This is a genomic window from Verrucosispora sp. WMMD703 (assembly GCF_049178935.1).
Taxonomy (GTDB): Bacteria; Actinomycetota; Actinomycetes; order Mycobacteriales; family Micromonosporaceae; genus Micromonospora; species Micromonospora sediminimaris.
Map to the genome: position 1 here is coordinate 4,134,905 of NZ_JBMHMM010000004.1, position 13,379 is coordinate 4,148,283.

Below are 13,379 nucleotides of genomic sequence, written 5' to 3' on the forward strand. Positions count from 1 at the left end.
ATCACGTCCGGAAGCTCAATTCGGGTCATACGCTAGAGACGAACGAGAGGCGACTCCCAAAGGCTGACAGACATCAGAATGATGCCGTGACCCCGGCACCACCTCTCGGCTACGCTGCCCCGAAGTGATCAACGGGAGCGGCGGTGGCGTGAGAACGCCACGCCGGAGAATTTCGCCACAGAAACGTCAGGAACAGCCGCCGAGAACAGGCGGCTGACCTCACCTTGTCTCCACCGCCGCGCGCCTCGTCCGTAGCGGCCAATCTCGACCGCAGCGACACCCTCCGCACTTCCGGAACCGGGCACGATCGCGAATGCCATCGGTGCCCCGGTCCGGTGCGGTAGCGAGCGAAAAGGTGACCAGTGATCAATCCGGGCCGTACGTCGTTAACCACATACCAATCAGACATCTGGGTAGCAAGCCGTTTGTCTCCGAAAAACCCGCAGTTCAATGTGTGCGGATGGGAACAGTTCGTCGGCCCCCTCGACCACGGGCTCCTGCTCAGCTGCGTACGGCAGGCGATAGAGTCCAATGACGCGCTGCGATTACGCTTCGACGAAAAAGACGGACTGCCCTTCCAATGGGTGGAGCCTGAGCAGGCAGTGGTCGAGGTCCACGATTTCACCAGCGCCCCCGACCCGCACGAGGCGTGCCATTCCTGGATGGCACAGTCGTTCGCCGAGCCCTTCGAGCTGCACCGCAACCGGCTCTACCGGCTGGCCCTGCTGCGGGAGAGCGAGTCCGTCGCGTACGCCTACCTCAACGCCCACCACCTGGTCACCGACGGTTGGGGCGCCCGGCTGCTGCTGCGGCAGGTCTGCGCCGGGTACGCGGCGGCCCTCGCGGGAACGGCTCCGGTCGCGGGCGGACGCCCGTCCTACCTGGACCTGGTGCGGGACATGGCCGACTACGCCGGATCCGTTGAGCGCAAGCGGGACGTCGAACACTTCCGCGCCTGCCTTGACGGCATCACCCCAGCCCTGTTCGCCCCTCGTACCACCGGCCGTTACCGGACCGCCCGGCACAGCTTTCCCCTACGTCCGGAGCTCGTCGACCGGATCCGGGCCACCGGTCAGTCGCCGTTCACCGTCTTCGCGGCGGCCCTCGCGGTCTGCCTCGGTCGTATCCATCGGGCCGAACAGGTCGTGCTCGGCGTGCCGATGCTCAACCGGAGCACGTACGCGCAGCGGCACACCGTCGGCCACTTCGCCAACGAACTGCCGGTGCCGGTCGCGGTTCCCGGTACCCGCACGATGCTCGCACTGGCGGCCGAGCTGCAGCAGACCCTGCGCTCGATGCGTACCCATCAACGCCTGTCGCGGGGCGAACTGCTGCGCGAAGTCACCCCACCCCATGGGCCCCGTCAGCTCTACGACGTGACCCTCTCCTGGCTACGCTGGCCACGTCCGGAGTTGATTCCCGGCATCGCCCACCGGACACTCGGTGCCAGCCGGGTAGGTGAGCAGAACGCTCTGGCCGTGCTCGTCAACGAGTACGACGACGGCACGTTGACCGTCGACCTCGACTACTCCCGTGACGTGTTCGACGAGGACTTCACCGCCGAGGCGTTGGGCCGACACCTCGTCACCCTCCTCAGCCACGCGCTCGACCGGTCCGACGTGCCCCTGAACCGGATCCCGATGCTCAGCGACGCCGAACTCGACCAGGTCACCGGGGCGCACGGCGACTGCGACGTGGACCATCCGACCGAGGCGACACTCCACGCTCTGTTCGAGGAACAGGCAGCCCGGACACCCGACCGGATCGCCGTGGTGGTGGACGGTACTGGCGAGACGCTCAGCTACGCCGACCTCGACGCGCGAGCCAACCGGGTGGCGCAGGCGTTGCGTGCCGACGGCGTCGGCCGCGACGACCGGGTGGCGATCCTGGCCGAGCGGGGAGCGTCGCTGCTCGCCGCGATCCTCGGCACTTTGAAGGCGGGCGGGGCGTACGTCCCCGTCGACCCGGATCATCCGCCGGCCCGGATCCGGTACCTGCTCGCCGACAGCGGCGCGAAGGTCCTGCTGACCTGCGGTGCGCAGCCGGCCTCCCAAGGCGGCGGCCCGGATGCCGTCCCGGGCCTGACCGTGCGCTGCCTCGACGCGCTGACGACCTACCCGAGCGACCCGGTCGCACCGTCCGCCCGGCCTACCGACCTCGCGTACGTCATCTACACCTCGGGATCGACAGGCGCCCCCAAGGGAGTGATGGTCGAACACCGTTCGGTGGTTAACCGGCTGGCGTGGATGCAGCGCTGTTACCCGCTCGACGGCGACGACGTGCTCGTGCAGAAGACCCCGATCTCGTTCGACGTGTCGGTGTGGGAGCTGTTCTGGTGGGCGCTCGCGGGTGCTCGACTCGTCCTGCCGTGCCCCGGGGCGCACCGGGATCCCCGCACGCTGGTGACCACCGTGGCACGGCACGGAGTGACGGTCATCCACTTCGTGCCGTCGATGTTCGGGCCGTTCCTCGACCTGCTGGCCGAGGCACCGGAACTGCGCCGGCAGGCCGACCCGCTCCGGCTGGTCTTCGCGAGCGGTGAGGAGCTGCCCGCCCGACGGGTCGACGAGTTCCACAGGTTGTTCCACCGACCGCCCGGCACCGACCCCTCCGCCGGGCCCTGGCTGATCAACCTGTACGGGCCGACCGAGGCGACGGTCGACGTCACACATCACGAGTGCCACCCCGATCCGGACCGGCCGACGCGACGCGTGCCGATCGGCCGACCGATCGACAACGTCCGGCTCTACGTGCTCGGCCGGGACGACCAGCCGCAGCCGGTGGGCGTACCCGGTGAACTTTGCGTCGCCGGGGTCGCCGTCGCCCGGGGCTACCTGGGACGCGCCGGGGTCGGCGGGACCGGGACCGGCGGGCAGGCGCCGGCCGCCACCCGGTTCGTCACCGACCCGGTGCGCGGCGAGGGCCGGATGTACCGCACTGGTGACCTCGCCCGGTGGCTCGCCGACGGCAACCTCGAATATCTCGGCCGGCTCGACGGGCAGGTGAAGATCCGGGGCAACCGGGTCGAGACCGGCGAGGTCCAGCAGGTGCTCGTCGGCTACCCGGGGATCCGCGAGGCCGCGGTCGTCGCCCGTACCTCCGCCGGTCGGGACCTCCACCTGGTCGGCTACTACGTGGCGGAGGCGGACCTCGACCCGGCGCGGCTGCGCGGTCACCTGCTGCGCCACCTGCCGGACTTCATGGTGCCCGCCTTCTTCGGCCGGCTGGACCGGATGCCTCTCACCACGAACGGCAAGCTCGACGTCGCGGCGTTGCCCGTACCGGTGGCACGGCCGCATCAGGAGCCGGCGCAGGCGCCCCGCGACGACGTGGAGCGCACCCTGGCCACGATCTGGTCACGGGTGCTGGACCTGCCGTCGGTCGGCATCCACCAGGATTACCACGCCATCGGCGGCGACTCGATCCTGGCGTTGCGCATCCGTGCCGAGGCGGAACGGCAGGGCCTGCGTTTCACCCTCGCCGACCTGGCCGAACACCCGACCATCGCGGCGCTGGCGCAGCACGCCCGACGCACTGCGCCCGCCGACCTGTCACCCAGCCCGCCCGCTGCGGAGGCCCCGTTCGCACTCGTGTCCCCGCTCGACCGGGCCCGGCTCGGCGACGCAGCGGACGCCTTTCCCGCCACCGCGCTCCAACTCGGGCTCCTCTACCACAGCAGCGAGCACGAGACGGCCACCGCCTACCACGACGTCTTCCGTTACGAGGTCCGGATGCCGTGGCACGAGGACGCCTTCCGCGCGGCGTACGACCGGCTGGTCACCCGGCACCCGGGCCTGCGCTCCGCCTTCGACGTGGGTGGCTGCACCGAACCGCTGCAGATCGTGCACACCCGGATCGCCGGCGGCCTCGACATCGCTGATCTGCGTACCCTCGATCCGGACGCCGCCCGGGCCGAGGTGCTGGCACACATGCGACAGCGACGCCGCCACCGGTACGCGTTCGACCAGCCGCCGCTGTTCCTGTTCCGGGCACATGTCCTCCCCTCCGGCGTGGTCGACCTGGTGTTCAGCTTCCATCACGTGCTTCTGGACGGCTGGAGCGTCGCCACCGTTGTCGGTGACCTGTTCCGCGACTACCTGCACCTGATCGGCGCCGGAATCGAGGCGGTCGCCGAGACGACGCTGCCCGGCCCGGCCGCATACGTCGTCGAGGAACGCCGCGCGCTCGCCTCCACGTCGGCCCGGCGATTCTGGGCCGACCGGCTCGACGGCGCCGAGCTGACCCAGCTCGACGGCTTCCGGCAGTACGAGCCGCCGGGCGACGATGAGTCGCCGACGCAGCTGGTCCCGCTGCCGATGGGTCTGGAGCAGCGGGTACGCGCCTTCGCCCACGATCACGGACTCCCGCTGAAGTCGGTGTTCCTCGCCGCCTACTGCCTGACGCTGCGGCTGTACTCCGGCGCCACGGACGTGACCGTCGGGCTGGTCACCCACGGCCGACCCGAGCGGGACGGAGCGGAGCGGCTGGCCGGGCTCTTCCTCAACACGGTGCCGTTGCGTCTTCGGTCCGAGCACCCCTGCTGGCTGGAAGCTGTCCGCGAGGTGCACCAGCGGGAGCAGGAGTGCCAGCCGTACCGGCGTTATCCGCTGCACGCCATCCAGCACGACCGGGGCGGCGGGCCGGTCTTCGAGCTGGCTTTCAACTACGTGCACATGCACGTCCTGGCGCCGCTGCTCGGACTTCCCTCGATCACGCTGCTCGGTTTCGACGCCTGGGAGGAGACCAACTTCGCGTTGCTGCTCAACGTCTTCGTCCACCCGGCGGAGCAGCGCATCTCACTGCGGATCGACGCCGACCGCCGGACGTTCACCCGGGCGCAGACCGACCTGATCGCCGAGACGTACCTGCGGATCCTCGCCCGGATCACCGACGAACCGGACGCCACACCGGACTTCGGGTTCCTGGCCCCGGCCACGCCGGTGGTCACGGCCGGTCCGGTCAGGCCGGCGAGCGGGCCGCACAGCGACATCGTCCGCCGCCTCGTCGATCACGCGCGGCACACGCCGGAGGCCGTGGCGGTCGCCGCCGGGACCCGTCGGTGGACGTACGCGCGGTTGCGGCAGAAGGTCGACCGAATCGCGTACGCGCTGATCCACGCCGGGGTGCGTCCGGGCGACCTGGTCGGGATCGCGGTGGGCCGCTCCCCCGAGATGATCGCGTCGATCTACGGCGTCGCCCGTGCCGGCGCGGCCTGTCTGCCGCTGGACGTGACCTACCCGCCGGAGCGGATCGCGGCGATGCTCACCCAGGCGCGACCGGTCCGAATCATCGCGGACCGGTCGCACGCCGAACTGGTGGGCCGACCCGGGATCGTGCTGGTCGTGGAGGACATCCTCGCACCGCCTCGGGTCGTCACACCGGCCCCACTGCCCCGGCACCGGCCGGACGACCTGCTCTACGTGCTCTTCACCTCCGGTTCCACCGGCGTACCGAAGGCGGCGGCAGTGTCCCACGCCGCCTTCGGCAACCTGCACACGTGGCAGACGGGAGCGGCCAGTGCGGCAGCCGGCGGCGTCACCCTCCAGTTCGCACCGCTCAGCTTCGACGTGTCGTTCCAGGAGATCTTCACCACGATCAGTGCCGGCGGGACGCTCCAACTCATCGACGAACGGCAGCGGCGAGACACCTCGGAGCTGCTGCGACTGCTCGACCGGGAGTCCGTCGAACGGGTCGCCCTGCCGTACGTGATGCTCCAGCAACTCGCCGGGGCCGCGGTGACGCTGGGGATCCACCCCCGCGCGCTGCGGGTGGTGATCTCGTCGGGAGAACAGCTCCGGGTGACCGCCGAGATCCGCCGGTTCATCGCGGCCCTGCCGGCCGGCGCGGTCCTGGAGAACCAGTACGGACCGACCGAGACCCACGTCGTCACCGCGTACCCGATGACCGGCGACCCGGACCGGTTCCCCGATCTCCCCCCGATCGGGCCGGCGATTCCCGGGGTCGAGCTGTACCTGTTGGACGGGCGGATGCGTCCGGTACCAACCGGAGTCGCCGGGGAGCTGTACCTGGGCGGCGTCCAGGTGGCGCGGGGCTACCACCGGCAGCCCGGACTGACCGCTCAACGGTTCGTGCCCAACCCGTCCGGTACGCCCGGTGCGCGGCTCTACCGCACCGGAGACCTGGCCCGGGTGCTGCCCAACGGCGACCTGGTCTGGCTCGCGCGTACCGACACCCAGACCAAGATCCGGGGTTTCCGGGTGGAGCCGCTTGAAGCCGAGATAGCGCTGATGAAGCTGGCCACGCACCACCCGGGCATCCGCGAGGCCGCGGTGGTGGCTCGACGCCCGGACAACGCCGATGCCTTCCTGGCCGCCTTCGTCGTCGGTGAGCCGGCTCGGGTCGACCTCACCGACCTGCGGCGCCGGCTGCGGGAAATGCTGCCCGAGCAGTTGGTGCCCACCCACTTCCACTGGCTACCGGAGATGCCGCTGACTCCGAGCGGCAAACGCGACGAACGCCGACTGCGCGAGCTTCCGCTACGCATGGAAGCGGCTCGGCCAACGGTGCCCCGCAACCGGTACGAACGCGTCCTCGCGGAGATCGTCGCGGAGTTGCTCCACCTGCCGCAGGTCGACGTCCAGGACAACCTGTTCGAGCTGGGTGCCACCTCGCTCACCGCGATGCGCCTGGTCACGCTCATCGAGAGGCGGTACGGCGTGGTCGTGCCAGTCGCCGCCTTCGTCACCGCCCCGACCGTGTCCAGCCTCGCCGCGCTGCTTCGGGCGGGCGGAGCGGACCCGGCGTCGGTCGACCCGCTGGTGCCGATACGTGCCGCCGGTGAGCGAACGCCGCTTTTCCTCGTTCACCCGATCGGCGGCAACGTCCTGTGCTACCTGCCGCTCGCCCGGCACCTGCCCCGGGAGCAGCCTGTCCACGCGCTCCAGGCTGCCGGCATCACCGCCGGGACGAAGCCGCTGCGGTCCGTGCCGGCACTGGCGGCCAGCTACCTCGCCGCGATCCGCCGGGTCCAGCCGCACGGGCCGTACACGATCGGCGGCTGGTCGTTCGGCGGCGTCGTGGCCTTCGAGATGGCCCGCCAGCTCAACCGGGCGGCCCGCCGGCTCGACCCCACCGGAGCCCGCCCGGTAGAGCAGCTGATCCTCATCGATCCCATCGCCAGACGCTCCGACGAGCCGGTGCCAGTGACCGACGACGTGCTGCTCGACTGGTTCTTCTGGGAACTGATGCCGCTCGACCAGGACCGGCCGCTACTGGAGCCGATTCCGTCGAATCTGACTTCGCCCCAGGAAAGGCTGGACTTCGTCGCCCGCCGGGCCGGCGCCGCCGGGGTGTTACGCCCGGGCGACTCGCCGGCGGCGGTGCGTCGGCTGTTCGAGGTGTTCAAGGCCAACTGGGAGGCCATCATCGCCTACCGTCCCGAAGTCGTCGACCAGAACATCACCCTGCTGCGGGCCTCCGACCCGCTTCCGCCTCTGCTCAAACCCATGCACGACATCGCCGGGTCGCTGCACCTCGACCCGCTCAACGGGTGGGGTGAACTGACCACGGGCCGGATCGACGTGCTCGATGTGCCTGGCGACCATCTGGCACTGATGGACCCGCCGCACGTGGTGGACGTGGCCCACCGGATCGCCGAGCTGCTGGCCGGTTCCACCACACCGGTGACCGGCCAGAGCGAATCCAGCCCGGTTGGCGGCGGCCGGTGATGGCGGCAGCGGACGGAACGCGACGCCCGGCGCGACGACGCCCCAAGGCACTCATCATCGGCGCGGGCATCGGCGGGTTGGCGGCAGCCGCCACCCTGCGTCACGTCGGTGTCGACGTGGAGATCTACGAAAAAGCCGGTGACATGCGGCCCGGCGGATCGGCGCTGTCGCTGAGCGCCAACGCGCGCGTCGCACTGCGCACCCTCGGCCTCGATCTCGACGTCGAGCGGCGGGGCCGCGCCTACCCGGCACTGCGGCTCTGCACCGCCACCGGCGATCCGATCAGGACCGTGTCGTTCGCGCGGCTCGGTGACCGACTCGGAGCACAGAACGTCGCCATCCACCGGGCCGAGCTGCACCAGGCGCTGCTCGCCGCCGCCGGCGACCCACCGGTGCGGCTCGGCGCCACGGCCCGGCGGTTCCGGGTGACCGGCGACCACGTCCGGGTCGACTTCCACGAAGGGCAGACCGCCGAGGGGGACCTGCTCATCGGTGCCGACGGATTCCATTCGGCCGTCCGCCGGCAGATAGCCGGACTCGAGCGGCCCCGCGAACCGGGGTACGTCTGCTGGCTGGCTACCCTCCCGTTGCGACACCCGAAGATCCGTGACGGCTACGCCGCCCACTACTGGGGACGGGGCCAGCGGTTCGGCCTGGTTCAACTCGACGGCGACCGGGTCTACTGGTGGGGCACGCTGAACATGGCACCGGCTGTGGCCCGTGACTGGCGCGGCGGCAAGGCCGAGATCGAGCGGGCGTACTCCGGCTGGGCCGAGGAGATCCGGGTCGCTATCGCCCAGACGCCCGAGTCGGCGATCATCAGCGTGCCGGCCCGGGACCGGCCGTTCCTTGACCGGTGGGGCTGCGGACCGGTGACGCTGCTCGGTGACGCGGCCCACCCGATGTTGCCGAGCCTCGGCCAGGGCGCGGCGCTGGCCGTGGAGGACGCCGTCGTCCTCGCCCACTGCCTACGTCAGGCAGTCGATCTGCCCCAAGCCCTGCGACGCTACGAGACCGCGCGGCGCGATCGGACCCGCTGGATGGTCCGGGAAGCGTACTCGCTCAGTCGGGTCGAGCAGTTGGCCCACCCGATCGCCGACCTGGTCCGCCGGCTCTACCTGCGCTGGCTGCCCGATCGCCTCCTCGACCGGCGCAACGAGATCGCACTCACCTTCGCCGGCTCCCCGGACCCGACGGTGACCCCGAAATGATCGTGCCGACGACCGAGGCACGGCGGACGTTGAGCCCGCTCGAACGCTGGTACTGGATCGCCGATCAGGTGTCACCGCTCAACGTCGTTGCCCGCGTCCGGGTACGCGGGCCGTTACCAGCCCCTGTGCTCCGCGCCGCGCTGCACCACCTGCGCCGACGGCACCCGCTGCTGCGAGTGGCGATCGCCGCCGCGCCGGACGGGCGATCCCCCCGGTTCGTGCCTGTCGATCGGCCGATACCGCTGCATCAGGTGTCCGACGTCGAGGACGTTTCGTCGGATGCGACACCGGGCTGGGTGCGGCGAGTCAACGAGTACGAGCTCGTCGACCGGGTCGACTGGCGCACCGGCCCGCTGTGTCGAGCCGTGGTGCTCACCCGGGCCTCCAGCACCGGCGTGCCCGACGACGAGGTGCACGATCTGCTGCTGACCATGCCGCACTGCGTGGCCGACGGCACGACCGTGCTCTCGCTGCTGCGGCAGTGGATCGAACTCGCCAAGCCGGCGTACTCCGTCACCCAGGACGTCGACCGTGCCGAGTCGGCCGTGCCGGACCCGGTGGGCGCGCCGGGTGAGCCGGCGCTGCCCGCCTGCGAGGCGATGTTTCCCCGCCGGTACCGGGGCGTGCTCGGGGCGCTGCGGCTGCGGCGGCTGCTGCTCCGGGACCTGTACCGGGTGCACCGTCACCGTCCGGCCCGGGTCGTGCCGAGCCACTTCGTGCCGTTCACCGCGCGGCGTACCCGGCTGCTCGCCCGGAGCCTCACTCCGGAGCAGGTCGAGGCGCTGGTGGTGGCCTGTCGGCGGGAGGAGACCACGGTGCACGGCGCACTCGCGGCCGCGATGGTGCTGGCCGTCACCGCCGAGACCGGCCCACCGGCGCCGGGACACGTGACGATCGGCTCCCCGGTCACCTTCCGCGACGCGCTGGAGCCCGCCGTGCCCGAACGGGCCGTGGGGGCGTACGTCGCCACCGTGCCCACCCTCGTCAGATACCGTCCAGGGCTCTCCCTCTGGCAGCTCGCCCGCTCGATCAGCGACGATCTCGCGGCCCGTCGCCGGGCGGGCAGCCACTTTTCCATGATCGACCTGGTCGGGCTCACCGGTCCGAAGTCGGTCACCGCCAGCGGGCGGTTCATCGAGATGATGGAACGCAGCGGTCCGGTGAACCTGTGCCTGTCCAACATCGGCCGGTACGACTTCCCCGCCCGGATCGGGCCGTGGCAGCTCTCCGGTGCCCAGTTCGTCGCCGGCCTTTCCGTGTGCGGCTACCTCGTCTCCACGGTGAACACCAGCCACGGGCGCTTGTTCTGGAACTTCACCTACGTGCCCGACGCACTGCCCGAGCAGCGGGCGATCGGCCTGGTGGAGGCGAGCGTCGACGCTGCGCTCGCCGCGATCGGCTGCCGGCCGGGGCGGAGCCGCCCGTGATCAGGAGAGCAGCAGGGATCACGCCGTCGGGTCGCACCGTGGTGATCACCGGGGCGTCGTCCGGTCTTGGCAGGGAGGCGGCCCTACACCTCGAGCGGATCGGTTTCCAGGTCTGCGCCGGGGTGCGCGCCACGGCTGACGGCGAGCGGCTGCTCGCGGAGTCGTCGGCCGGCCGGTTGCATCCGCTGCGTTTCGACGTGACCGAGCCGGGTCAGATCCGGCAGGCGGTGGACGAGGTGGCCCGGCGGCTCGGCGAAGTCGGGCTCTGGGGCCTGGTGAACAACGCCGGTGTCGCTCAACCCGGTCCGTTGGAGTGCCTGTCCGGTGAGCAGTTCCGGCGGCAGTTGGAGACGAACGTGATCGGGCAGGTGGAGACGATCCAGGGGTTCCTGCCGCTGCTGCGGGCCGGCCGGGGGCGGATCGTGAACGTCACCTCGGGACTCGGCCGGGTGGCGCTGCCGTACCTGGGCGCCTACGCGGCGGCGCAGTTCGCCAAGGAGGCGATCAGCGACAGTCTGCGGCGCGAGTTGCGGCCGTTCGGTGTCACGGTCTCGGTGGTGCAGCCGGGCGCGATCCGTACGCCGATCTGGGAGAAGCTCGACCAGGCCGGGGAGGAGCTCATCGACGGCGTGCCGGAGCCGACCGCGGCGTTGTACCGGGCGGCGTTCCGGGCCTTCCTGCGCCGCAACGCACGCCAGGTGCATCGCAGCAGGACCACCCCCGGGCAGTACGCCCGGACGGTGGCCCGTGCCCTCACCGCGGCTCGGCCGAGGACCCGGTACCCGGTCGGCCCCGACGTACGAATCGCGAGCCTGGCCGCCCGGCTGTTGCCGGACAACCTGATCGACCGGAACCTCGCCGCGCTCGTCCCGCCGCGCGATGGCTGACTCACCGTCTCTCGCCCTCAGCCCGAACCGTGACGACCGACATCGAGAGGTGGCCAGACGTGGATACCGAGCAGAGCCGGGCACGAGCGCAGGCGTTGTTCGCCCGCAACCTCGAATACATCACCGAAGGACGGATCCGGGAATGGGTCGACCTGTTCGACCCGGACGGGGTGCTGGAGTTTCCGTACCCACCGCCGGGCGTCCGACCCCGGTTCGTCGGGCACCACCAGCTGTACGAGCACATGAAGGACTTCCCAAAGCAGTTCGACGTGCGCTTCTCCGGCCTGGTCTTCCACGAGACGACCGATCCCGAGTTGGTCATCGCCGAGTTCGTGGGTCACGGCAGGGGCGTGATCACCAAACGACCGTTCCACCAGGTCTACATCTCCGTGGTCCGCTTTCGGGACGGCAGGATCGTTCACTTCCGGGACTTCTGGAACCCGCTGGTGACCATCCGCACCGCTGCCACGGTCGGCCACGTGTGGCGCGGTCTCGTCGACCTGGTGCGAAAACGGCGGCCGGATACGTCCAGCCGCCGCTGAGGTGGCCTCCCCACGGTCCCTATCCGGCAGGGCGAAGCGTGGTCCGGACACCCGGTGGTGTCCGGACCACGATCGAGCCCGCTCAGCGTTGCAGAGTGAGCAGGCCGGGACGGTACGGCAGCAGGCCGTAGTCACCGCCGGAGTTGGGTGACCGTCCCTGGTACAGCAGTTGCAGGTTGCAGGGATCCACGGTCATGGTCTGGTCGGCGTTCGACCGGATGAGCTCGCCGTGGCTGATGTCGTTGGTCCAGGTGGCACCGCTGTTTGCCTTGCCCGCGAACGGGTTGCTCTCGCTGGTGGCCTGCGGGGTCCACGTCCCACCCAGACTCGTCGCGGTGAACGACCGGAAGTAACGACCCTGCGAACCGATCGCCTCGACAAGCATCAGGTACCGCTGCTGGCCCTGGAGCTTGTAGACCTGCACCGCCTCGAACAGGTTGTTCGTGGTGTCGGTCATGATCGTGGTGTAGTTCGACCCGAAGCTGCCGGGGAAGTTCCCGATCGGCATGCTGGCCCGGTAGATGCGGCCGTTGTCGCCGGCGAAGAACAGGTACATGTTCTGGTCGTCACCGATGAGCGCCTGGTCGATCGGACCGGTACCGGAGTTCGAGATCGACCCGGTGAACAACGTCTGGTGCGCCGACCAGCTGTTCACGTTCGTCGGGTTCGTCGAGGTCCGGTAGGAGAACGCCGGCCCACCCCACTGGTACGCCAACACCCAGACGTTACGCGGAGCGAAGTAGAACAACGACGGCGCGACGGCCGAGAACGGCATCGCGTTCTGGCTTGCCGAGCCCATCTGGTTCCAGTTCGAGAACAGACCGAAGTTCATCGAACCCCACGACGTGCCGGTGTCATGCGTGGTCCCGTAGACCAGGTGCTGACCGTTGTACGGCGCGTGGGTGAAGTCCTTCAACGACACCCAACCCGACCGCGGCTGCGCCAGCGCACCCGTCGACGACCACCGGTACGACGACGGCAGGTTGCAGGTACCGGTCGGCGGCGGCGTGGTCGGCGGGGTGGTGGTGGGTGGCGTGGTGGTAGGTGGGGTGGTGGTGGGTGGGGTGGTGGGGGTGACGCCGCCGGTGCAGGTCACGCCGTTGAGGGCGAAGGTGGTGGGGGCGGGGTTGCTGCTGTTCCAGGAGCCGTTGAATCCGAAGGAGGCGGTTCCGTTGGTGGGGATGCTGCCGTTGTAGCTGACGTTCCTGGCGGTGACGGCGGCGCCGTTCTGGGTCAGGGTGGTGTTCCATGACTGGGTGACGGTCTGCCCGGCGCCGAACGACCACGTCAACGTCCAACTGGTCAACGGGTCACCGAGGTTGGTGATGGTGACGTTGGCGCCGAAGCCGCCGGGCCACTGCGAGGACACCGCGTAGTTCACCGAACAGCCGGCCGCCGCCGCGCTTGCCGGCATCGCCACGACGAGCGCCGTGGACGCCAGCAGCGCGGCGCCGAACGATGCCGCGACGACATTGACGCGTCTGGATCTTGACATAAGGCATCCTCCCGATGGGATGGCAGATACACATTGGCTGTCATCGGTGTTAGGTGAACGTTAACAGCTGCGTCGTGTATATTACGGGAGCGCTCCCACGGCCTCAAGCATCGATCGGAGGCAATCGAT

The 13,379-nt window shown here is 70.1% G+C and carries 6 protein-coding genes; 5 read left to right on the top strand and 1 reads right to left on the bottom strand.

All coding sequences use genetic code 11. From position 1 onward, the window contains the following. Window positions 1-362 precede the first annotated feature (362 nt). From ACN26Z_RS19440 to ACN26Z_RS19460, 5 genes are read left to right on the top strand one after another with little or no spacing between them, the layout of a single operon-like run. On the top strand, window positions 363-7,688 hold the full coding sequence (locus ACN26Z_RS19440) for an amino acid adenylation domain-containing protein (RefSeq protein WP_421462671.1): 7,326 nt from the start codon (window positions 363-365) through the stop codon (window positions 7,686-7,688). Further along, complete coding sequence (locus tag ACN26Z_RS19445; RefSeq protein WP_421462672.1) at window positions 7,688-8,899, top strand: FAD-dependent monooxygenase; 1,212 nt, start codon at window positions 7,688-7,690, stop codon at window positions 8,897-8,899. The genes ACN26Z_RS19440 and ACN26Z_RS19445 overlap by 1 nt, the downstream gene beginning before the upstream one ends. Beyond that, a complete protein-coding gene (locus ACN26Z_RS19450; protein WP_421462673.1) occupies window positions 8,896-10,326 on the top strand; it encodes a phthiocerol/phthiodiolone dimycocerosyl transferase family protein in 1,431 nt (476 codons plus the stop codon). The genes ACN26Z_RS19445 and ACN26Z_RS19450 overlap by 4 nt, the downstream gene beginning before the upstream one ends. Further along, window positions 10,323-11,213: an SDR family oxidoreductase gene (locus ACN26Z_RS19455; RefSeq protein ID WP_282238065.1), complete on the top strand. Its 891-nt coding sequence runs from the start codon at window positions 10,323-10,325 to the stop codon at window positions 11,211-11,213. Before ACN26Z_RS19450 ends, ACN26Z_RS19455 begins: the two co-directional genes overlap by 4 nt. A gap of 59 nt (window positions 11,214-11,272) precedes the next feature. Next, window positions 11,273-11,755 (top strand): nuclear transport factor 2 family protein, encoded by a 483-nt coding sequence (locus ACN26Z_RS19460; RefSeq protein ID WP_421462674.1) that lies wholly within the window; start codon window positions 11,273-11,275, stop codon window positions 11,753-11,755. Between the two features lie 82 nt (window positions 11,756-11,837). On the opposite strand, the gene ACN26Z_RS19465 is transcribed toward ACN26Z_RS19460, so the two are convergent. Continuing rightward, on the bottom strand, window positions 11,838-13,250 hold the full coding sequence (locus ACN26Z_RS19465) for a non-reducing end alpha-L-arabinofuranosidase family hydrolase (protein ID WP_421462675.1): 1,413 nt from the start codon (window positions 13,248-13,250) through the stop codon (window positions 11,838-11,840). Window positions 13,251-13,379 lie beyond the last annotated feature (129 nt).

Coding starts and splice junctions, on each gene's coding strand:
- ACN26Z_RS19445 (WP_421462672.1), top strand. CDS start 7,688: ATGGCGGCAGCGGACGGAACGCGACGCCCGGCGCGACGACGCCCCAAG.
- ACN26Z_RS19450 (WP_421462673.1), top strand. CDS start 8,896: ATGATCGTGCCGACGACCGAGGCACGGCGGACGTTGAGCCCGCTCGAA.
- ACN26Z_RS19465 (WP_421462675.1), bottom strand. CDS start 13,250: ATGTCAAGATCCAGACGCGTCAATGTCGTCGCGGCATCGTTCGGCGCC.